Source organism: Leisingera sp. SA32, from assembly GCF_056033425.1.
In genome coordinates this window covers 22650-43555 of record NZ_JBVYHB010000013.1, presented here as the reverse complement: position 1 = coordinate 43555, position 20906 = coordinate 22650, and the positions used below count along the sequence as shown (strand labels likewise).

Below are 20906 nucleotides of genomic sequence, written 5' to 3'. Positions count from 1 at the left end.
ATTACTTCAGTTTCGAGGCCACGTTGGCCGCGAAAGCTTCGATGATGGCGTTGTAGAATACTTCGCTGTCGATGCTGACCTGGGCCATGTCCGTGCCTTCCGGATAATATGCATTCAGCTGGTCCGCCGACACGGTCAGGTCGTAGCGCAGGTCATCTGCGGCATCCGGCATGTCGATATCCACATCCCCCTTCAGGACCCATTCGCCGACGCCCAGCGACTTCTCAAAATTGTTCGCCAGGGACACCGAGTCGATTTCGATCTCGATTTCAGCAGCTTCTTTTGCGTCAGGGTCGGCAATCTGATTGACCAGCTGCGCCGCCAGGGCGGTTTCAAGATCGGTCTCGAGGGTCGCCCAGGCTTCCGCGGCGCTGTAATTTTCAATCGCGGTCAAATCGGCGGTCACCTCAATATCCGCGACCATTGTGTTGGCGGAAACCGCGGTGGCCATGGCCGTAACGAGGGCAGTGGTTCGGATCAGATGAGTCATTTTCAATGTTCCTTTCCATATCTTCCCCGTCCTGGGGTACGGGTTTGAAACGCTCTGATCTGTGAAATAGTTCCTGATTTCAGGGATAAATCGGACACGCCGGACCGGGCCTCCGCCGGGCTGCCGGCTCCATTGGGGGAGGCGGAACTGCGCATCGGGCCCACGCGTTGAGCCCGAGTAACCGTACAAACAAAATGCAGGACACCATGGATAAATCTAATCACCCCGCCTCCGAGGTGCTCGACGACGTTGCCCGTATCACGCACGATAATGACGGTCCGCTCACCGTTGCCCGCCTGACAGAGGAATTGGGCCACAAGTCCCTGTCGGCGGTGCTGGCGGTTCCGGCATTGGCAGTGGTCTCCCCGCTGAGCGGTGTGCCGCTGTTTTCCTCCACCTGCGGGGTGTTGATTTGCCTCGTCTCGGGGCAGATGCTTTTTGGTCGCTCGAACTTGTGGCTGCCACGATGGCTGGCCCAGAAGGAGATCGAGGGCGCGCGCGCCGACAAGGCGGTTTCAGCCATGCGCCGCGCTGCTGACTGGCTGGACCGGCACGCATCCGAGCGGCTGACATTCGTGATGGCGCAGCCGTTCGTATCGCTGCTCCGGTTTGTCTGCCTGCTGTGCGGTGCGCTGATGCCGATGCTGGAAGTGGTTCCGTTTTCCTCTTCCATTCTGGGGGTCGCGGTAGCGCTTCTCGCCTTTGCTATGCTGACCCATGACGGGTTGATCGCGGTGCTAACCCTGGCGGCGCTTGCCTGCGCTGCCGCCGCGCTCATGGTGGGGCTGATCTGACCCCACTGCCGCCGACCTACGGGCGTGCGCCGACGGTGTATGGTCGGCCCGCTTCGTGCATTAAACAGAAAAAGACCGGGTTCCAATTCGGAACCCGGTCCATATGGCCGCCCTTTTGCCCAAACCGGTACGAGGCAGGAAAACCGGTGAAGGGACGGGGCAGAAGGGCGGCTCTCAAAGAGGTCAGGCAACCCCTTTGAAACCTGTTTCGTTACGACCCCTGATATTCAGGCAGCCCGTCCAGCTGATCCTGGCTCATCCGGGTGCTCACGCGCAGGTCACCCTCGGCTTCGAGGATCATCAGGTCTGACATCGGCAGTTCCACCGGCTTCTCGCCCAGACCCAGGAAGCCGCCGACATCCACGATCAGCGCTTCGACCGCACCATTGGTGTTGACGATCACCTCGGACACCTCGCCAATGTGTTCGTCCTTGGCGTCATAGGCGGGCGCGCCAGTCAGGGCGGCTGCGGTTATTTCGTTCATGTCCAGCGGCTCCATCGCGGGACCATCGGCTTCGGCGTTTAGCGTTGCGTCAAGTTTTGCGTCGCTGTTGCTCTCGGCGGTGTTCGGCTCTTCCGTCGCGGGCATCAGCGGCGTGGAGGCGGCTTTGGCATCGCCCATGGCGCTCGCATCGGCCGAGACATCTGCGCCCTGGGTGGTCACCTCGGCGCTGGTGTTGGCAGAGCCGGACAGGTTGGCTTCGGTTCCGGCATAGGCGGGCACCACGGTCGCGGCAATCAGTGAGCTGGTGAGCAAAAGACGTTTCATCGGTTTGATCTCCTTCATGTTTCACTCGTCAGCGCGCTTGAGTTACAGCCACTCAACTCATCGTCAGGGGTCATGGTTCCAGCGAGGCAGAAATTTTTTCAAAATTAAATCTCGCATCGCGCCTGTGCGGGAAAATATATGGTTTTCAGGCGGATCTGGGCGCTGGCCGAGGCGGGTTTATGCATGGCCCGGTCGCAGGTCTCCCTGCCGCTGGCGGGAAAGGGGCGGCGCGCTGCGCGGTTCTGCCCGCAATATCGCACAGACACCGCCACGAGGGCGCGTGAAACCGCTTCGGCTCGGCGCTCAGCGAAGAGGCGCGGTTGTGTCGGCCGTGTCCTCAGGCTCAGGCGGGGGCATGAGCATGCGCCCGCACCACAACAATACCGGCAGCGCGACAATCGCACCCAGCGGCCCCCAGATCCACAGACCAAAGACGATGGCCCAGAACACGAACAAGGGGTCCAGTTGCAGCTGGCGGCCAACAAAATATGGGGTCACGAATTGCGCTTCGGTCAGGTTCAGCACCAGAAACAACAGCGGCGGTAACACGGCGCCGGCGCCGCCGATCTGGGTCAGCCCGGCCACCGTCAGTCCGGCCAGAATGAGCAGAGGACCGAGGTAGAGAATGAAATTCAACATCGCCGCCGCCATTCCCCAGATTAGGGCGCCGGGCAGGCCGATCATAGCCAGCGCGGCCGCGGTGGCCACGCCGAGGCCGCCGTTGACGATCGTCACCGCCGCGAAGTAGCGTGCCACCGCCCGCTCGGCGCGAAAGAAGCGGACGGCATGTTGCCCGAATTGTTCATAAAGTTCGTTTCGGGTTAGGACGAAGAAAAACAACGTGCCGGCAAAGATGAACATCTGCGCGCCAAAGTTGGGCGCGAGCCATAGCGCGTCCATCAGCGTCGGCAGACCGCTCCCCTCGGCATCGGGGGCCGCACTGCCCATGGTTTCCTCCAGCTCGCTGCTGATGCTTTCGATGCCGCGCAGCAACCCTGAGGCCATTTCCAGCCAGCCGCGGATTTCCTGTTGGATGCGGGGAATGTTGCTGGCGAGCGTCGATACCAGTGGGTCGAGAGAGAGGATGAGCAGGGCCAGAAGGGCCGTGGACAGGATCAGCAGGCTGCTGGCGACCACCACCCGGCTGACGCCGATACGCTCTAACCGATCGGCCAGCGGTGCCACGACGATGCCGACGACCAGGGCAAAAACCGCCGGTGCCAGGATGGGCTTGGCGAAATACAGGGCCGCCGCCAAGGTAACCAGGGTGATGATCAGAAGCATGACCCTTATCGCACGCCGGGCGGTTATTGTTTGCCACATTTGTTATTGCCCTGTGCTGGTTCTTGCCCGGTTGTGGGGGCGAATTTATCAGAGGAGACGGCTGCGCGGCCGGTCGGTTGCGCCGTCCTGCGGCCCGCCTGCTGTGCCACTGTCGGCCACAGCGCGGGCGGTTTGTATGACTGTATCACCAAGTTGTCTCTTCAAGTGTTCTAATTGCGGCCCACACAGGCCCGGTCGCAGGTGCCCCGGTTTGGGGCCGGACCGCTTTGCCACCGGCCCCGGCCAATCTGCCGCTGCATCCGAAAAAGCTTCCCCGCTTCCTTGCAGGTTGGTCCACCATGAGAAACGCGCAGAAGGCGGTTTGGTTCCCGTTGCGGCGCGCTGTTCCGGTCAGTCCGCGCTTTCGTCATCGTGCGACGCGTGGCTTTCGGAATGCGTGTCGGCTTTTTTTTCGGCAAAGCGGATCACCACCACGGTAATCACCGCGGTTGCGGTGGCGGTGGCCGCGAGCGGCAACAGACCCAGTGCACAGCAGACCCCTATGGCGGCGCACAACCACATCGTCGCACCGGTCTTCAGCCCCAGCACGTTGCCTTGCGAAAACACCACCAGACCGGCGGCCAGGAAGGCGACGCCTTGGGTCACGGCCTCGATAACGCGGATGGGATCTGTCTGCACCTTGTCGGCGTCGAAGACGCTGGTCGTGGTCATATGCAACATCACCAACGTGTAGAGCGCCGCTGCCAGACCGGTGAGCATATGGGTCCGCAACCCGGCCGGGCGTTTGCCGATTTCCCGCTCAAACCCGATCACACCGCACAAGACCAGGGCGGCAACCAGTCGGGCCAGCCAAACGGTCCAATGCATTTCCATGGGGGTGGTGATGTCGGCGAATGTGATATCCACGAGAACTCCGATGCGCTGCCTGTGTTCTGACAATCAAACGCCCACGCGGGTTATAGGTTCCGCGCGGGCGCCTGGGCCGCAGCGCCGGGTCAGGGCAGCGGCGTGGTTTTTTCGGGCCGTCAGAGCCAGTACACCGGCACCCGGTAGTGGTCGTGCATCTGGCGTTCCCAGTCGCGGTCTGCGTACCAGCCGTCATGCCGGGCCGGGGCGCCTTTCACCTCTTCTTCCTTGATGTCGGTGACAAAGCCGTTCTTTTCGGGGTCGTAGTTGAGCTTGCTCCAGGGCACGGGATGGTGATCCTCGCCGAGACCCAGAAAACCGCCGAACCCCATGACCGCGTAGGCGACCTTGCCGGACTGCTTGTCGATCATCAGGTGATCGATCGACCCGATGTGGGCACCGTCCTGGCCGTAGACCTCGGTGCCGGTCACGTCTGCGGATGATACGAGAGTGCTGATAGACATGATACGTTCCTCCTTTCGACAGCGGCCCAACGAACAGCGTGCAGCGCAAGTTCCGACGCGGCATAGCATCGGCAACAAAGCGCCTTGGCGCTTGCGCGCCAGTACCCGCCCCATGCCGTGGAGGGCCGCACATTATAACGCCCTGTTTTTCCACCCTGTGCATCGGATCGGATATGTGCGTCAGGGGGCCAGAAAATTGCGTTCTGCGGGAACTTTCCGGTCAGGCGGCGGTTGTCACGGTACAGGCGCTGCGGGCGCCGAACATGACCTCAAAGGAGGACGATTATGAAACGCATTCTGACAACCACCGCTCTGGCTGCACTGCTGGCCACCCCTCTGGCCGCAGAAGGCGAGAACACCGCCGACTGGACCGATACCTTCCGTGACATGCCCGCCGAGAATCAAATCCACGCGTCCGAATTCATCGGCGCGCGGGTGTATGTCTCCGAAAGCGACGTGACCGAAACCACCATGAATGACGCTGGCGCCGATTGGGAAGACATCGGTGAGATCAGTGACGTGCTGCTGAGCCGCGATGGCAAGCTGGACTCCATCCTGGTGGATATCGGTGGCTTCCTTGGGGTCGGTGAGAAAACCGTTGCGGTCCAGATGGATCGTCTGAACCTCGTCTCCGACGGTGACGCCCCGGATGAGTATTTCGTGGTGTTTAGCGCAAACCGCGCAGCGCTTGAAAATGCCCCCGCGTTCCAGGACCATGGCGACATGTCCGAGATGGCGAAAACCGGTGACATGAACGACAGCGAACAGCCGATGGATCAGACCGCAACGCTGGGTACTGACGCCGGGATTACGGACACCGGGATGACGGATGCCGAACGGCCGGTCGATGGCTACCCCGCCGCCCCCGAAATGGAACTGGACGGCTACCAGACCGTGATCGTCGATGACCTGAAGGCGGAGACCCTGACGGGTGCCGCGGTCTACGATGCCCGGAACGACTGGATCGGTGAAGTCTCCAACCTGATCGTGGACAGCGATGGCCGCGTGACGGATGCCGTGATCGACGTTGGCGGTTTCCTGGGCATTGGCGAGAAGCCGGTCAAAGTCGGCTTTGACTCGCTGACCTTGAAACAGTCGGGCGATGTCGGCGACCTGCGCGTCTTCATCGACGTCACCGAGGAGCAGCTGGAAAAGATGCCGGAATTTGAAGACTGATACTTCCAGAGCGTCTGGGTAAGAACGAGCCGGGTTTTCCCGGCTCGTTTTCTTTTTGACCGTGGACGCGGTGGCGGCTGGGCCGCAGAATCAGTTGCCCGTGCCTGTGGTAGAGGTCGTGGTGGTGCCTGTGGTGTCCTCGTCGTTGGCAATCACCGCCAGAACCAGCAGTCCGGCAGCAATCCCGGCCGCCAACCCGGCTGACAGCCCGGTAGCCGGCAGGCCGCCGGTCCCGGCCTGCGCGACTTGGCTGGTGGAAGCGGCGCGGCAGGACACCCGGAGCGAGCCATCCGGCAGGTAATTGGCCGCGACGGCCGTGCCGCTGCCGCAGACCTGCATTTGCTTGGCTGCCTCCAGCGCCACCCCGGCACCTTGGGCCGCGGCGGGCGGCGGGGCCAACGTCATGGTGAGGGCGAAAACAAAAGGTGCCGCCAGCCAAACAGACGCAGGGGCCGTCTGTATCCCGGTCTGTGCGGGCCGCTGGACATGCGTACGGTACGGCGCGATATGCGACCGGATACTGGTAAACAAAACAGGGAACCCTCTTACTCGTACGGCCTCCACATTAGTTAAAATGTCTTACTAGACAAACACAGCGCAGCTTTCTTTCGTGGATGCGGCGAAATGCTGCCTAAGACGCCGACAGGGGGGGCGGGTCAGTGGTTGATTTGGACCTCTTGGCGCAGCGCACCGGTTTTGCGGTCAAAGATCAGGATCCGGTCATCGCCGCTGATCACCGCGATCCAGTCACGGCCAAGGGTAACGGCGTCAGCCGTGACGCCTGCAGGCAGCGTGATTTCCGCAGGCAACGGCACTTCCTTTGCTTGTAGGCGGATGACAAGCAGCGCGATAATCACTAGAACCCCGCCAATCATCGCCACGGTCAACGTGGTCACCAGCCGCCGCAGGAATCGGATCTGCGGGGGCTCCTGTTGGATTTCGGTCTCGGAAGGATCAGTCATGGGCAGCCGCCGGATTGAATTTGTCATCGCGGAAAACCCGCCTAAGCGGCTTGATAAAGCGGTTTCGCGCGATGTGCCAGAGCAGGCCTCCCTGTCGCGCACCCGTCTGGCGCGGCTGATCGAAGCTGGTGCACTGACAGTGGACGGCGCGGTGATCCAAGACGCCAAAGCGCGGGTCGCGTCCGGTGCGCAGGTGGTGATTGAGGTCGAGGAAGCCGAGGACAGTCACATCGGCCCCGAAGACATCCCGCTGGAGATCATTTTCGAAGATGATGACCTGATCGTCATCAATAAGCCCGCGGGCATGGTGGTGCATCCGGCGCCGGGCTCACCCTCGGGCACGCTGGTCAACGCTTTGCTGCATCACTTTGGTGGCGCGCTGTCTGGGGTGGGGGGCGTCAAACGTCCCGGCATCGTCCACAGGATCGACAAGGAAACCAGTGGATTGCTGGTGGTCGCTAAATCCGACGCGGCGCATCAGGGGCTGGCTGTACAGTTCGAGAAACACACGGTGGAGCGCTATTACCAGGCCGTGTGCTATGGCGTGCCGGATGCCAGCGACCCGCGCTTGCGCGGCGTGCGGGGCGCCAGTTTCGAGGCGGGCAATATCCTCAAGCTGACCACCCAGCTGGCGCGTCACAAAACCGACCGCCAGCGTCAGGCGGTGCTGTTTCAGGGTGGGCGCCATGCGGTGACACGGGCGCGGATCTGCGAGAGCTTTGGCACCCCGCCGGTGGCGGCACTGGTAGAATGCTGGCTGGAGACCGGCCGCACTCATCAGATCCGGGTGCATATGGCACATGCCGGCCACGGGCTGATTGGGGACCCCACCTATGGCGGACGGCGCAAGCTGGCCGCCAAGGCGCTGGGAGAGACCGCCCAGGCGGCGGTGCGCGCATTCCCACGTCAGGCGCTGCATGCCGCCGTTCTGGGGTTTGACCACCCGGTTACGGGCACCGCCCTGCGCTTCGAAGCGCCGTTGCCGCCGGACATGTCCGCACTGTTGGAGGCGCTGCGCACATAAAGTGGGAACACAGGCGTGCAATTGCGCGTTATCCCTGTAGCATCTTCGTGTAAACGCCTGTGATACATTTCACAGACGCCGGAACACCCGGTAGGGTAGGCCGTGTCTCACGTGGTCCTTGAAAAGGATTTGGCGCTGCCCCATATGCGCTAATGTTAAGTCCTTATACATTAGGGAGGGACACCAAAAATGGCGAATTACGCAAACCTGCCTGCCCCGACACCCGAAGGCGGCCTGAATCGGTATCTCCAGGAGATCCGGAAGTTTCCGCTGCTGGAGCCCGAGGAAGAATACATGCTGGCCAAGCGCTGGGTCGAAGAGCAGGATGCGACGGCGGCGCATAAGATGGTGACCTCGCATCTGCGATTGGCGGCCAAAATCGCCATGGGCTATCGCGGCTATGGTCTGCCGCAGGCTGAAGTGATCTCTGAGGCCAACGTGGGCTTGATGCAGGCAGTGAAACGCTTTGATCCGGAAAAGGGGTTCCGTCTGGCGACCTATGCGATGTGGTGGATTCGCGCCTCGATCCAAGAATACATCCTGCGGTCCTGGTCATTGGTGAAGTTGGGAACCACCTCGGCGCAGAAGAAGCTGTTCTTCAACCTGCGTAAGGCCAAGGCCCGCATCGGGGCGCTGGAAGACGGGGACCTGCGCCCCGAAAACGTCAAGCGCATTGCCACGGATCTCGGCGTGACCGAGGACGAGGTGATCTCGATGAACCGGCGGATGTCCGGGGGCGACGCCTCGCTGAACGCCACCGTCGGCTCTGAGGGCGAGGGCACGATGCAATGGCAGGACTGGCTGGAAGACGAAGACGCCGACCAGGCCAGCGATTATGAAGCGCGGGACGAGCTGGAGGCGCGGCGCGAGCTGCTGTCGGCTGCCTTGGACGTGCTGAACGACCGTGAGAAGGACATTCTGACCCAGCGTCGCCTGATGGATCAGGCGGTCACGCTGGAAGAGCTGAGCGGTCAGTACAATGTCAGCCGCGAGCGCATCCGCCAGATCGAGGTGCGGGCGTTTGAAAAGCTGCAAAAGAAAATGCGCGAACTGGCCTCGGACAAGGGTATGCTGACCAGCGCCTGAGCTCTAGAGCTGATTTAAAGTGTGAAAGGCGGTGCCCGACGGCACCGCCTTTTTTCGTTGCTGGCACGGGCCTTGTCCGACGGAGTCGGATGGCGCGGGGCTGGCGGGTCTGATGTTTGGCGGGCGGGTGCTGGCGCATGGGTCCGGTCTGGCGCGGGCCTGGCCTTGGGCCTGGGTGCGTGGCGGGATGGGGCTGGCGACAGCTGGCCGTCAAAACTGGCAGCGATTGGCGACGCTGCTTTTGGGTTGGCTGGAAGATTGTGCTGGCGAACGTGTGGACGCGAATGCTGGCAAACTGGGCTGGCGCGTAGGCTGGCAGGTGTCGCAAGCGGTTAGGCTGGCAAAAGGCTGGCGTTTTCCGCCGAGGATGCGTGGCTGGCTGAAGTCAATCCGGTGGCTGGCGTCGCCGGCGATCTGGCTGTCCCGAAGGATGGCTGGAGAGCTGGCTGCGTGCGGCCTGATGATTCTGGCTTGCTTGCAATCTCTGTAACCTGTGTAGGTGCTGGCGTGCGCTGGGTCAATCTAAAAAGTGTTTAGAATCAATAAGTTGACAGTTTTACTCGGGCTTTATCGCCAAGCGAAAGAATCGGGAATTATGTTGACCGCGCGATGGCGAGCCTAAATAGCTGTCAGCGCGAGTAAAGTTTGCAGAGGTCCGACCCTAGCGGTCCGGCTGGTAACAGCGAGGCCCAGGCGCTAAGCTGGTCCAATCCTATTGGGAGGGCGCGCCATGGCTGGAGGATGGGCACAGGACGGTGCCGTGAGTGAACAGATCGAAGCCTCGATCAGCGACGAGCTGGCGCGGCTGAAGGCACAGAAGCGCCCGGTGGGCGAAAGCCTGACCCACTGCGCCGAATGCGAGGAAGCCATTCCGGAAAAACGTCGTCTGGCGCTGCCCGGCGTCAAGCTGTGCATCGACTGCCAGCAAGAGCGCGACGGCGCGCAAAAGGCCCGCGGCGGCATCAACCGGCGCGGGTCCAAGGACAGTCAGCTGAAGTAAGGCGGGGGCACTTGGCAGTTGGCCGCGGCTGAACGTCTGTCGCAGGATATGCTGGAGGTCGGCATTGCCGTGCGGAAAAATGCTGCGGAAGTTGGTGAAACCGCCCTTCAGTTAAAGGCGGTTGGCAGTGGGAACTTGCAGGTTGACCGTTAACACCACGGCGCTGCGATTGGGGTATTGATCGGCCCGATAGGCAGGCAGCGCTGCCACCACCGCGGTGGCGATGCCGCGACACTGGGCGTTGCGGTCAATCGCAAAGGCGCGCAGGTCGAACGCATCGCGGCGGGCAAAGTCGTGCTGTCGCGACTCAGTCGGTCGACCTTAAAAACCAGCGGCGCGGCTATCGTCGAGGATGGCATGGAATTCGACGCCGTCCTCGTTTTCTGTAAAGGCCTGCGCCACGGTTCCGGAAAACCGGATCTGGTCGGCTTGCACCTGAATGTGGCCAACCAGATCACATTCATCAACCTCGACCGGGCGCAGGCGAAGGGTCCTCACTCTTCCATCGCTTCCAGTTCATCGATGAAGCCAGAAATCATCGACAGGCCCTTGTCCCAGAATTTCGGATCGGTGGCATCCAGACCAAAGGGCGCCAGAAGCTCCTTGTGGTGTTTGGAGCCGCCTGCCTTGAGCATGTCGAAGTACTTGTCCTCAAAACCCTCCGCGCCGCTCTCATAGACAGAGTACAGGGCGTTCACGAGGCCATCGCCAAAAGCATAGGCGTAGACGTAGAAGGGCGAATGCACGAAATGCGGGATGTAGGCCCAGAAGGTCTCATAGCCGTCCATATACTCGAACGCCTCACCCAGCGATTCCGCCTGCACCGACATCCAGATGGCGTTGATGTCATCTGGGGTCAGCTCGCCCTCGGTGCGGGCGGCGTGCAGTTTGCATTCAAAGTCATAAAACGCAATCTGACGCACCACCGTGTTGATCATGTCCTCGACCTTGCCCGCCAGCAGCACCTTGCGCTGCGTCTTGGACTCGGCCTTCTCCAGCATCTTGCGGAAGGTCAGCATCTCGCCAAACACAGACGCGGTTTCCGCCAACGTCAGCGGGGTGGAGGACAGCATTTCACCCTGTTCCGCCGCCAGCACCTGATGCACGCCGTGACCCAGCTCATGCGCCAGCGTCATCACGTCGCGCGGCTTGCCCAGATAGTTGAGCATCACGTAAGGGTGCACATTGGTGACGGTGGGGTGGGCAAAGGCGCCGGGGGCCTTGCCGGGTTTCACGCCCGCGTCGATCCAGCCCTTGGAGAAGAACGGCGCTGCCAGCGCGCCCATGCGCGGATCAAAGGCGCTGTAGGCCTCCATCACGATCTGCTCGGCCTCATCCCAGCTGACGGTGCGGCTGTCTTCCAGCGGCAGCGGCGCGTTGCGGTCCCAGACCTGCATCACGTCCAGCCCCAGCCATTTGCGCTTCAGCTCATAATAGCGGTGGCTGATCTTGGGGTAGGCGGCGACCACGGCCTCGCGCAGCGCCTCGACCACCTCGGGCTCCACATCGTTGGACAGGTGGCGGCCGGTCTGCGGGCTGGGCATGCCGCGCCAGCGGTCGATGATTTCCTTCTCCTTGGCCTGCGTGTTGTGCACCCGGGCAAAGGTCTTGATGTTGTCGGCAAAGACACGCGCCAGTTCGCGGGCGGCGGCCTCGCGTTTGCTGCGGTCCTGCTCGGTCAGCAGGTTCAATGTGCCTTCGATGCCCAGATCCTCGCCATCGACGGTGAAGGTGAGGCCGGCGATGGTCTCGTCAAACAGCTTTTCCCAGGCGTCACCAACGATGCCCAGATCATGCATGAACCGCTCCAGCTCATCCGACAGCTGATAGGGCTTCATCGCCCGGATGCGGCGGAACACGCTGCCATAGCGTGCAAGCTCGGCGTTGGCGGCCAGATGGGCGTCCATCACGCTGTCCTCGATGCGGTTCAGCTCCAGCGTGAAGAACACCAGCGGGGTGGTGGAGATGGTCACCTTTTCCTGACAATTGGACAGAAACGCCGCACGGTCGGCATCGGTGGTCAGCTGGTAGTAGCGCAGGCCCGCATAAGACATGATGCGCCCGGCGATGTTGTTGATCTTCTCGTTGCGCTGAACGCAGGTCAGCAGGCCATCGGCATCGAGTTCCGCCAGCTTGCCCTCGTAGTCGGCGGCAAAGGCGGCGCATTCCTGCTCCAGCCAGTCAAGGTCGCGGACCAGCTCGGGGGCCTCGTCCGAGGTGTAAAGATCGCTGAGATCCCACTCCGGCAGATTGCCGAGGCCATCGGACCCGGCTGAGGCGTTTGCGTCGCGTACGGGGAAGGGAAGCTGGAACATGCGGGCTCCTGTCAAAAGATATGTGCTGCACAACATCTATGCGGCGTGTCGCGGGATCACAAGCAGCCGCGACCAGACCGGCGCAGACGGGCCGGGAAACCGCAGGCCGCCGACAGAGACGCCCCCGTCGCCGGTGGATCAGCCGCCGTGCTGATCGAACAGATCGCAGATGCGCGCCATCACTTGGGTGCGGATGTCAGGCGTTTCCATCAGCACCTCATGGCGGCCCTTGTGGACCAGTTCCAGGTCGCCGCCGGGCCAGCGGTCCATGCGGTGGCGGATGGCGGTGGCGCTGACGATCTGCTCCTCGGAGCCTAGAAAGGTGGTGCAGGGCAGATCGGGCGAGGGGCGCTGCGCCAGTTCGGCGCATTCGCGCAAACCCTCGCGCAGCCAGCCCACGGTGGGGCCGCCAAGCGCCAGATCGGGCTGCGCCGTCAGCTGATCGGCCATCAGCTGGTACATCTGCGCGTCGCCAGTCAGCGCGTTGCCCTCGAACGGGGTGACCTGCACATATTGTTCCGGCGCGGTGGTGGGCATCAGCATCCCGTCCAGGCGCAAAAGCGGAGCTGCGCGGCCCAGCAGGCTGACGGCGGGGCGGAGCAGCGGCGGTATCTGGATGCCCCACATCGGCCCGGTAAAACAGCAGGCGCTGACCTGGAGCCCCTGCATCAGCGCGCGCAGCCCGATCGCGCCGCCCATCGAATGTCCGACCAAGAACCGCGGCCCCGGCGCGTCCAGCTGGTCGGCCAGCCTCGCCAGCGCATCCACGTCCAGCTGGTAATCGGCAAAGCGGACCACATGGCCCAACCGCCGATCCGCCAGCAGCCGCGCCGACAGCCCTTGGCCGCGCCAGTCCACGGTCAGCGTCGCATAGCCGCGCTGCGCCAGGGCCGCGGCGGTCAGCCCGTATTTCTCGATATATTCGGTGCGGCCGGGAAACAGCAGCACTGTCCCCCGTGCGGTGTGTTCGGGGCGCCAAAGGGCTGCGCGGATCCGCAGCCCGTCAGCGGTCTGCACCCAATGGGCCACGCCATCCGCCGGCCCCTGCGCGATGTCGGCGAACAGGGGGGCGGGCGGAAGATCCACCGGGGCGCCGTCCATCAGGCCAGCGCCGAGGCCAGTTTCATCGCTGTGCCCATGTCGCCGTCGATGGTCAGCTTGCCGGACATGAAAGCGGCGGTCGGGTTCAAATCGCCATCGAGGATCGACTGAAAGGTGTCGGCATCGGCGGTCATGGTAACCTCGGCTTCTTCGTCGCCAACGCGGGCGCCGGTGCCGTCCAGCATGATCGCGCCCAGGTCTTCGATCTGGAACTTGGCGGTGGAGTCGAACTCGCCCGCGTCCAGCTTCTGGTTCAGGGCCTCTGCCGCCTGCTCAAGAGTAACGCTCATCTTCTGTCCTCGGTCTGTTTGGCGCGCTTATAGCACAAAGCTGTGAGGCTTGTGCATCCAATACTGGAATATGCCGCGCGCGGGATTACACTGGGGGCATCATGCTGACAAATTTCCCAAACCTCAAAGCTATCGTGGCGGCAACGGCAACTGCGATCGCGTTTTTTCCGCCCGCTGCCGTGTGGGCGGACAGTTCCGCAGCCGACGAGCGGCCGCCGCCCGCGCTGACGGCGGAGGTGCTGCTGAAAGATCTCGCACTGGCCGCACCGTCTGAAACCGCCGCCATCGACCGCGAACTGCAGGCGCTGTGGTCGCGCAGCGGCTCTGCCGCGATGGATTTGCTGCTGCGGCGCGGCCGTGACGCAGCAGAACGGGGTGACCTGCGCGCCGCGACAGAGCATCTTACCGCGCTCACCGATCACGCGCCGGGCTTTGCCCGCGGCTGGTACGAACGCGCCCGGGTCTTTCACCTATTGGGGCGCTACGGTCCGGCGGTGGCGGACTTGGAACGGGCACTGGCACTCAACCCTATGGATTATAACGCAATCTACGCTTTGGGCACGGTGTTTGAGCAGTTCCGCATGCCGGATCGCGCATTTGCCGCCTATCAGCGCGCCAAGTCTATACATCCGCACCATGAGGAAGTAAGCAGCGCCCTTGACCGATTGGCCCCCCTGGTCGAGGGCCGGGAACTCTGAGCGCCGCTGGGGCGGGGGCGAAATACATGTCAAACACATCGCGGATCGTCGCCGTTCTTGGCCCGACCAACACCGGCAAGACCCATTACGCCATCGAACGGATGCTGGGCCACCGCACCGGGGTGATGGGCTTTCCGCTGCGCCTGCTGGCGCGCGAGGTCTACGACAAGGTGGTGGCGGCGCGCGGCCCTTCGGTTGTGGCGCTGGTCACCGGCGAGGAACGCATCGTACCACCGCGCGCGCAATACTGGATCTGCACGGTCGAGGCGATGCCGGAAGGCATGGGCTGCGATTTTCTGGCCATCGACGAGATCCAGCTCTGCGCCGATCCGGAGCGCGGCCACGTTTTTACCAACCGTCTGCTGCGCGCCCGCGGCACCCATGAAACCCTGTTCCTGGGCGCCGACACCATGCGCGGGCCGATTTCGGCGCTGGTGCCGGGGGTGGAATTCCATCGCCGCGAGCGGATGTCCGATCTGGTCTACGCAGGTTCGAAAAAGATAAGCCGGATGCCGCCACGCACCGCGATCGTCGGCTTTTCTGTCGATAATGTCTATGCCATCGCAGAGCTGATCCGCCGCCAGAAAGGCGGAGCGGCGGTGGTGATGGGCGCGTTGTCGCCGCGCACCCGCAACGCCCAGGTGGAGCTGTATCAAAACGGCGAGGTCGACTACCTGGTGGCCACCGATGCCATTGGCATGGGGCTCAATCTCGACATCGACCACGTGGCGTTTTCCTCGACCAGCAAATTCGACGGCCGCCGGATGCGCGAGCTTGCGCCCAATGAGCTGGCCCAGATCGCGGGTCGCGCCGGCCGCGGGATGAGCCATGGCACCTTTGGTGTCACGGGGGACGCGCGACCGCTGGACGAGGGCACCGCACAGGCGATCATGAACCACCAGTTCACGCCGTTGAAAAAGTTGAACTGGCGCTCCGCCGATCTGCAGTTCGGCACCGTTGAGGCGCTCATCAACTCACTCGAATCAAGTCCTGATAACCAACATCTTCTGAAGGCGCGCGAGGCCGATGACCTCGGCGCGTTGAAAATGTTGTCCCGCGAACCCGGAATCATCGCCCGCACCACCAACGCCCCGTCGGTGCGACTGCTGTGGGATGTCTGCCGGATCCCGGATTTCCGCGGCATCAGTCACGCGGAACATTCTTCGCTGCTGGGCGTTATCTTTGAGCATCTGCACGGTGGCGGCGTGGTTCCGGACGACTGGATGGCCCGCCAGATCAAGCGGATTGACCGCACCGACGGAAACATCGACACATTGTCCAAGCGGCTGGCGTTTATCCGCACGTGGACCTATGTGGCGCAGCGAAACGGCTGGCTGCGTGACGAAAGCCATTGGCGCGGCGAGACGCGCGCTGTAGAAGACAGGTTGTCAGACGCGCTGCACGAGCGCCTGACTCAGCGATTTGTGGACCGGCGCACATCCGTGCTCTTGCGCCGGCTCAAACAGAAGGAGGCCCTTTTGGCCGAAGTGAATGACAAGGGTGAAGTGATGGTCGAGGGCGAATTCGTCGGCCGTCTGGAAGGATTCCGGTTCAGCCCGGACAAGGGTCAGCAGGGCGCTGAGGCGAAAGCCTTGAAAGCGGCCTCTCTGCAAGCTCTGGCGCCGCAATTCCATCTGCGTGCGGATCGGTTCTACAATGCGCCCGATACCGAAATTGATTTTACCGAACAGGGCGGCCTGATGTGGGGCGAACATGCGGTGGGCAAGCTGGTTGCCGGCCCCGACCCGCTGAACCCGCAGATCGAGGTGTTTGTTGATGACACCGCCGGGGCGGAGGTGGCCCAGAAGGTCGAACGCCGCCTGCTGCATTTCATCAGCCGCAAGATCAGCGCGCTGTTTGAGCCGCTGCTGAACCTGCAAAAAGACGAAGAGCTGACCGGCCTGGCCCGCGGCTTTGCCTTCCGCATGGTGGAAAACCTCGGTGTACTGCCGCGCGCGCAGGTGGCCCAGGAGGTCAAGGACCTGGATCAGGACGCCCGGGGTGCGCTGCGCAAGCACGGCATTCGCTTTGGTCAGTTCACCATCTTCATGCCGCTGTTGCTGAAGCCCGCGCCGACCCGTCTGCGCCTGGTGCTGTGGTCGCTGGCCAATGGCTTGCAGGACTTCCCGGAAGCGCCGCCGCCGGGTCTGGTGACCGTGCCTGCGGTCAAGGACGCGCCGGAAGGGCAGGACACCATGGCCGGCTATCGCGCTGCAGGTGAGCGGATGATCCGCATCGACATGCTGGAGCGCCTCGCCGACATGCTGCGCGCCGAAGATAGCCGCGGCGGCTTTGAGGCCAAGGCCGACATGCTGTCGATCACCGGCATGACGCTGGAGCAATTCGCCGACCTGATGCAGGGGCTGGGCTACAAGGCCGAGAAGGGCGAGCGCCAGAAGGTGAAACCCGTCGACGCCGTGGTCACGGAAACCGGCACCCCCTCCGAAGATCAACCGGTGATGGACGCCGCCGCCGCGGTGGAGACCACCCCCGCGGCATCCCCGGACGAGGGCGCAGAGACCGCGCCCGCGGACGTGCCCGCTGGCACCGAGGCGATCGAGGACGCAGGCGTCGCACCGGTCGTCGAAGAACCGGCCGAGCTGGTCGCCGAGACACCGGTTGCGGAAACCGCCGCGGATGAAACCCCGGTGGGGGAGGCGGCTGATGCTACCCTGGACCAGCCGGAGCTGGAGGTGTTCTACACTTTCACCTGGGGCGGCAATCGGGGCGGCCAGCGCCAGCAGGGTCGGCGCCAGCAGGGCGGCGAGGGCAAGCCCGGTGGTGGCAAGGGCAAGCCGCGCGGCGCCAAGGGCGGCGAGCGCGAGGGTGGCCGCGGCAAACCGGGCCGCAAGGGCGGTCCGCGCCAGGACAAGGGCGCCAAGACCTACTCCGCGCGTCCTGCCAAGAAGGAAAAGCAGATCGACCCGGACAACCCCTTTGCCGCGGCACTGATGGGTCTGAAACGGGGCGACTGATCCCGCCATGGCCGAGGGCGCGCCGAAGACCCGCATCGACAAGTGGCTGTGGCATGCGCGGTTCTTCAAGACCCGCAGCCTGGCCGCCAAACAGGTCGCTGCGGGGCACGTGCGCCTCAACGGGGCCAAGGTCTTGAAACCGGCTCAGAACGTCGTCTCGGGCGACGTTCTGACCTTTGCGCAAGGGCGCGTGATCCGGGTGGTGCGCGTCGCAGCCATCGGCGAGCGCCGCGGTCCGGCCCCTGAGGCCCAGGGGCTGTACGTCGATATGACGGAAAAACAGGAAAAAATTCCTGCAAACCCAAAGTTCGAGGGAAAGGGCCGGCCGGACAAAAAGGCCCGCAGGGCGCTTGATCTTACTCGCAGGCGCGATACGCTTTGACGTCTTGAAGCCCCGGCCTGTCTGGATTAGCTAGGCGCAAACGGAAAACGGGACTCGGTATTATGACCTATGTCGTGACGGATAACTGCATCGCCTGCAAATACACCGACTGCGTCGAGGTATGCCCGGTGGACTGCTTTTACGAGGGCGAGAACACGCTGGTGATCCACCCCGACGAATGTATCGACTGCGGCGTCTGTGAACCGGAATGCCCAGCCGACGCAATCCGCCCCGACACCGAGCCGGACATGGATCAATGGGTTGAATTCAACCGCAAATATGCCGAGCTCTGGCCCGTGATCGTCTCCAAGAAAGACCCCCTTCCGGGCCACGAGGAACGCGACGGCGAAGAGGGCAAGCTGGAGAAATACTTCTCCGAAGCGCCCGGCGAAGGCGGCTGAGACCCCGCGCGTCTGCAATGGCGCACGGGTGGCCCCGCGTCTCAAACCGGCAGCTTTGCGCCGCTGGCAGATGTGAATGACAATTTGCAGATGCCGGCCCGTCTTTCGGGCGGGCCATTTTTGTGTTACAATGCATCTCAGTAGACATAAACAAACCGAACTCCGCTCCAGCGCGTACCTGCAACATGCGCATTCCGGGCGGAATTTCTGCGGATAGCGCCCGTTGGGCTGGTTGGAATCCTCCATCCGGTGCCGGACGGTGTTTCGCGTCAATGCCGGTGCCGCCCGGCGATGAGTGAGGAAGACCTGGATGACCAAATCGAAGAAGCTCGAATTCCGCCCCAACGAATACGTGGTGTATCCGGCGCATGGCGTAGGCCAGATCATCTCGATCGAGGAGCAGGAAGTGGCCGGCTTTTCGCTGGAGCTTTTCGTGATTACCTTTGAGAAGGACAAGATGACCCTGCGGGTGCCGACCAACAAGGCAACCGAGGTGGGCATGCGCTCGCTCAGCTCGCCGGACGTGATTGCGCAGGCGATGAAGACCCTCAAGGGCAAGGCCAAGGTGAAACGCGCCATGTGGTCGCGCCGCGCCCAGGAGTATGAGCAAAAGATCAACTCCGGCGACCTGATCTCTATCGCCGAGGTGGTGCGCGACCTGCACCGCACGGACGACCAGCGCGAGCAGAGCTATTCCGAGCGCCAGCTTTATGAAGCCGCACTGGAGCGGCTGACCCGCGAAGTCGCCGCCGTGTCCGGGAATGATGAAATCGCCGCCGCCAAGCAGGTGGACGAGGTTCTGACCTCTCGCGCCGCCTAGGCCGACGCAACGTGATGACCGGGGCCGTGCCTGAACTGGCGCGGCCTTTTTTGTGGGGTCAGGTCAGCACCACCAGCAGCGTCAAAAGCCCCGCAAGTTCCGCAACCTGCTGTGCTGCACCCAGAATATCGCCTGTCTGGCCGCCGATCTTGATCCGCGCCAGCTTGGCGAGCCCTGCGGCACTTGCGGCCATGGCCAGAAACACGGGAACGGCGGCTGCTCCGATAACCGGCATGGCCAACACCATCGCCAATCCTGCACCAACGAAGCAGGGCAGCGCGCGCGGACGGCCAACGGATTGCGACAGGCCGCTTGCGCGCGCATGGGGCAGGGCGGCCATCAGCGCGGGCATCACCGCGCGGCTCAGCATCGCCAATGCCAGCAGCGGCCAGACGCCCGCGGTCTCAAGCAGCACGGCCAGCGCGCTCCAGCGCAGCCCGAAGCTCAGGATCAGGGCGATTACCCCATAGGCGCCGATGTGGCTGTCTTTCATGATCTCCAGCCGCCGGACGCGGTCGAAGCCGCCCCACAACCCGTCCGCCGTGTCGGCCAGCCCATCCTCATGCATGGCGCCGGTCAGCATAACCTGCACTGCCAATGCCAGCCCCGCCGCCACGGCGGCCGGCAGGTCCCAGGCCAGCGCCAGCGCCGCCAAAAGGGCCGCGGGCAGGGCTACCGCCAGTCCCGCCAACGGGAAGGCCCAGACGGCCCGTGCCTGACGCTGGAACGCCACCGCGGGCAGATGCGGCAGCGGCAGCCGCGTCAGCAGCACCAGCGCCAGCAGGATGTCTTTTGCCTGGATGTCGTTTTTTCGCATGATCGGGCCTGTTGCAGGGCTTGCGGCACGGCGGCCAGAGGTTAAACAGATTGCCAACCGCTTTATCCGCGTCAGACGCATCAGATGCAACGAGGCTTTACCGATGCTGCCACAGCTTACCACTCTGGATGATTTCCGCGCGGCCCTCGCCGCTGCACCCGCCCAAGATAAAACCGCCCTGTCCGGTGCCACGGCGCGCAACGGCCAGCTGACCAAGCCGCCGGGCGCGTTGGGGCGGCTGGAGGATCTGGCGATTTGGTATGGCGGCTGGCGCGGCAGTGACCGGCCCGACATCGCCGCCCCGCAGGTGATCGTCTTTGCCGGCAACCACGGGGTGACGGCGCAGGGCGTCTCCGCCTTCCCGCCGGAGGTGACCGCGCAGATGGTGCTGAACTTTGAACACGGCGGCGCGGCGATCAACCAGCTGGCCAAACTGGCGGGCGCGCGGATGGATGTCCACGCGCTGGAGCTGGACCGCCCCACTGCCGACTTCACCCTAGCCCCGGCGCTGAGCCAGGATGATCTTCTGGCGGCGCTGCAATGTGGCTGGACTGCCGTGGACCCGCAGGCCGATTTGTTGGTGGTGGGCGAGATGGGCATCGGCAATACCACCCCCGCCGCGGCACTGGCCTGCGCGTTGTTTGGCGGTGACGCCGCGGACTGGACCGGGCGCGGCACCGGAGTGGATGACGCGGGTCTGGCCACCAAAACACGTGTCGTGGCTGAGGGCATTGCCCGCCACCAGGACGCCATCCGCGATGGTCTGGACGCGCTGGCCTGCCTCGGTGGGCGCGAGATCGCCGCCATGGCGGGGGCGATTGCCGCAGCACGGGTGCTGCGCATTCCGGTGATCCTCGACGGGTTCATCTGCTGTGCCGCGGCGGCCTGCCTGGCGCAGACCGCGGACGGCGCGCTGGATCACGCGCTGGCAGGACATGAGAGCGCCGAGAGTGCACATCCCGACCTGCTGGCGAAACTTGGCAAACAGCCGCTGCTGTCGCTGGGGCTGCGTCTGGGCGAGGCCTCGGGAGCGGCGCTGGCGATCCAGATCCTGAAGGGGGCGATCGCCTGCCACAGCGGCATGGCGACCTTTGCCGAGGCCGGCGTCAGCGACGGCTGAGCTGGTCTGCGACCTTGAAAACCTGAAAGCCC

The 20906-nt window shown here is 63.5% G+C and carries 23 protein-coding genes; 11 read left to right on the top strand and 12 right to left on the bottom strand.

Annotated features, from left to right (window positions below; translation table 11 throughout):
- Position 1 precedes the first annotated feature (1 nt).
- A complete protein-coding gene (locus tag AC0IPL_RS16685; RefSeq protein WP_474275853.1) occupies positions 2–490 on the bottom strand; it encodes a hypothetical protein in 489 nt (162 codons plus the stop codon).
- Positions 491–696: 206 nt separating this feature from the next.
- Between AC0IPL_RS16685 and AC0IPL_RS16680 the strand changes: the two genes are divergently transcribed.
- A complete protein-coding gene (locus AC0IPL_RS16680) occupies positions 697–1284 on the top strand; it encodes an exopolysaccharide biosynthesis protein (RefSeq protein ID WP_474275850.1) in 588 nt (195 codons plus the stop codon).
- Positions 1285–1495: 211 nt separating this feature from the next.
- On the opposite strand, the gene AC0IPL_RS16675 is transcribed toward AC0IPL_RS16680, so the two are convergent.
- From AC0IPL_RS16675 to AC0IPL_RS16660, 4 genes are all read right to left on the bottom strand, one after another.
- Positions 1496–2053 carry a PRC-barrel domain-containing protein gene (locus tag AC0IPL_RS16675; protein ID WP_474275848.1) on the bottom strand — a complete coding sequence of 186 codons (558 nt, stop codon included), beginning with the start codon at positions 2051–2053 and terminating at the stop codon, positions 1496–1498.
- A gap of 303 nt (positions 2054–2356) precedes the next feature.
- Positions 2357–3337, bottom strand: coding sequence for an AI-2E family transporter (locus AC0IPL_RS16670; protein WP_474275846.1), 981 nt, complete (start codon positions 3335–3337; stop codon positions 2357–2359).
- A gap of 390 nt (positions 3338–3727) precedes the next feature.
- On the bottom strand, positions 3728–4243 hold the full coding sequence (locus tag AC0IPL_RS16665; protein ID WP_474275844.1) for an MgtC/SapB family protein: 516 nt from the start codon (positions 4241–4243) through the stop codon (positions 3728–3730).
- A gap of 119 nt (positions 4244–4362) precedes the next feature.
- Positions 4363–4707, bottom strand: coding sequence for a PRC-barrel domain-containing protein (locus tag AC0IPL_RS16660; RefSeq protein WP_474275842.1), 345 nt, complete (start codon positions 4705–4707; stop codon positions 4363–4365).
- A 285-nt stretch (positions 4708–4992) separates the two neighbouring features.
- On the opposite strand from AC0IPL_RS16660, the gene AC0IPL_RS16655 reads away from it, so the two are divergent.
- Complete coding sequence (locus AC0IPL_RS16655) at positions 4993–5883, top strand: PRC-barrel domain-containing protein (protein WP_474275840.1); 891 nt, start codon at positions 4993–4995, stop codon at positions 5881–5883.
- Positions 5884–5973: 90 nt separating this feature from the next.
- Here AC0IPL_RS16655 and AC0IPL_RS16650 read toward each other — a convergent pair whose 3' ends face one another.
- Positions 5974–6288 (bottom strand): hypothetical protein, encoded by a 315-nt coding sequence (locus tag AC0IPL_RS16650; RefSeq protein WP_474275839.1) that lies wholly within the window; start codon positions 6286–6288, stop codon positions 5974–5976.
- 251 nt (positions 6289–6539) lie between these two features.
- Positions 6540–6845, bottom strand: coding sequence for a DUF6476 family protein (locus AC0IPL_RS16645; RefSeq protein ID WP_474275837.1), 306 nt, complete (start codon positions 6843–6845; stop codon positions 6540–6542).
- On the opposite strand from AC0IPL_RS16645, the gene AC0IPL_RS16640 reads away from it, so the two are divergent.
- The 3 genes from AC0IPL_RS16640 (at position 6844) to AC0IPL_RS16630 (ending at position 9955) form a co-directional block, all read left to right on the top strand.
- The gene (locus tag AC0IPL_RS16640) at positions 6844–7869 is read left to right on the top strand and encodes an RluA family pseudouridine synthase (protein WP_474275835.1); all 1026 of its coding nucleotides are present in this window, start codon (positions 6844–6846) and stop codon (positions 7867–7869) included. The genes AC0IPL_RS16645 and AC0IPL_RS16640 overlap by 2 nt on opposite strands.
- A gap of 189 nt (positions 7870–8058) precedes the next feature.
- The gene (gene rpoH / locus AC0IPL_RS16635) at positions 8059–8955 is read left to right on the top strand and encodes an RNA polymerase sigma factor RpoH (RefSeq protein WP_474275833.1); all 897 of its coding nucleotides are present in this window, start codon (positions 8059–8061) and stop codon (positions 8953–8955) included.
- Between the two features lie 730 nt (positions 8956–9685).
- Positions 9686–9955 carry a DksA/TraR family C4-type zinc finger protein gene (locus AC0IPL_RS16630; RefSeq protein WP_474275830.1) on the top strand — a complete coding sequence of 90 codons (270 nt, stop codon included), beginning with the start codon at positions 9686–9688 and terminating at the stop codon, positions 9953–9955.
- Between the two features lie 321 nt (positions 9956–10276).
- Here the strand turns inward: AC0IPL_RS16630 and AC0IPL_RS16625 are convergent, their stop codons facing one another.
- The 4 genes from AC0IPL_RS16625 to AC0IPL_RS16610 all read right to left on the bottom strand — a co-directional run bounded on the left by AC0IPL_RS16625 (position 10277) and on the right by AC0IPL_RS16610 (position 13661).
- Positions 10277–10453, bottom strand: a complete 177-nt coding sequence (locus AC0IPL_RS16625) for a hypothetical protein (protein ID WP_474275827.1) — start codon at positions 10451–10453, stop codon at positions 10277–10279.
- Positions 10450–12270, bottom strand: coding sequence for a M3 family oligoendopeptidase (locus tag AC0IPL_RS16620; RefSeq protein ID WP_474275825.1), 1821 nt, complete (start codon positions 12268–12270; stop codon positions 10450–10452). The genes AC0IPL_RS16625 and AC0IPL_RS16620 overlap by 4 nt, the downstream gene beginning before the upstream one ends.
- 138 nt (positions 12271–12408) lie before the next feature.
- On the bottom strand, positions 12409–13371 hold the full coding sequence (locus AC0IPL_RS16615) for an alpha/beta fold hydrolase (protein WP_474275823.1): 963 nt from the start codon (positions 13369–13371) through the stop codon (positions 12409–12411).
- A complete protein-coding gene (locus AC0IPL_RS16610) occupies positions 13371–13661 on the bottom strand; it encodes an SCP2 sterol-binding domain-containing protein (RefSeq protein WP_474275821.1) in 291 nt (96 codons plus the stop codon). The genes AC0IPL_RS16615 and AC0IPL_RS16610 overlap by 1 nt, the downstream gene beginning before the upstream one ends.
- 101 nt (positions 13662–13762) lie before the next feature.
- On the opposite strand from AC0IPL_RS16610, the gene AC0IPL_RS16605 reads away from it, so the two are divergent.
- From AC0IPL_RS16605 to AC0IPL_RS16585, 5 genes are all read left to right on the top strand, one after another.
- The gene (locus AC0IPL_RS16605; protein WP_474275819.1) at positions 13763–14359 is read left to right on the top strand and encodes a tetratricopeptide repeat protein; all 597 of its coding nucleotides are present in this window, start codon (positions 13763–13765) and stop codon (positions 14357–14359) included.
- Between the two features lie 26 nt (positions 14360–14385).
- Positions 14386–17334, top strand: a complete 2949-nt coding sequence (locus AC0IPL_RS16600) for a helicase-related protein (RefSeq protein ID WP_474275817.1) — start codon at positions 14386–14388, stop codon at positions 17332–17334.
- A gap of 7 nt (positions 17335–17341) precedes the next feature.
- Positions 17342–17716 carry an RNA-binding S4 domain-containing protein gene (locus AC0IPL_RS16595; RefSeq protein WP_474275815.1) on the top strand — a complete coding sequence of 125 codons (375 nt, stop codon included), beginning with the start codon at positions 17342–17344 and terminating at the stop codon, positions 17714–17716.
- Between the two features lie 62 nt (positions 17717–17778).
- A complete protein-coding gene (fdxA, locus tag AC0IPL_RS16590) occupies positions 17779–18117 on the top strand; it encodes a ferredoxin FdxA (RefSeq protein WP_474275812.1) in 339 nt (112 codons plus the stop codon).
- 310 nt (positions 18118–18427) lie between these two features.
- Entirely contained in the window at positions 18428–18937 is a 510-nt protein-coding gene (locus AC0IPL_RS16585) for a CarD family transcriptional regulator (protein ID WP_474275809.1), read from the top strand.
- A 58-nt stretch (positions 18938–18995) separates the two neighbouring features.
- Here the strand turns inward: AC0IPL_RS16585 and cobS are convergent, their stop codons facing one another.
- Positions 18996–19754 (bottom strand): adenosylcobinamide-GDP ribazoletransferase, encoded by a 759-nt coding sequence (gene cobS, locus AC0IPL_RS16580; protein WP_474275807.1) that lies wholly within the window; start codon positions 19752–19754, stop codon positions 18996–18998.
- A gap of 103 nt (positions 19755–19857) precedes the next feature.
- Between cobS and cobT the strand changes: the two genes are divergently transcribed.
- On the top strand, positions 19858–20874 hold the full coding sequence (gene cobT / locus AC0IPL_RS16575; protein ID WP_474275805.1) for a nicotinate-nucleotide--dimethylbenzimidazole phosphoribosyltransferase: 1017 nt from the start codon (positions 19858–19860) through the stop codon (positions 20872–20874).
- Positions 20875–20906 lie beyond the last annotated feature (32 nt).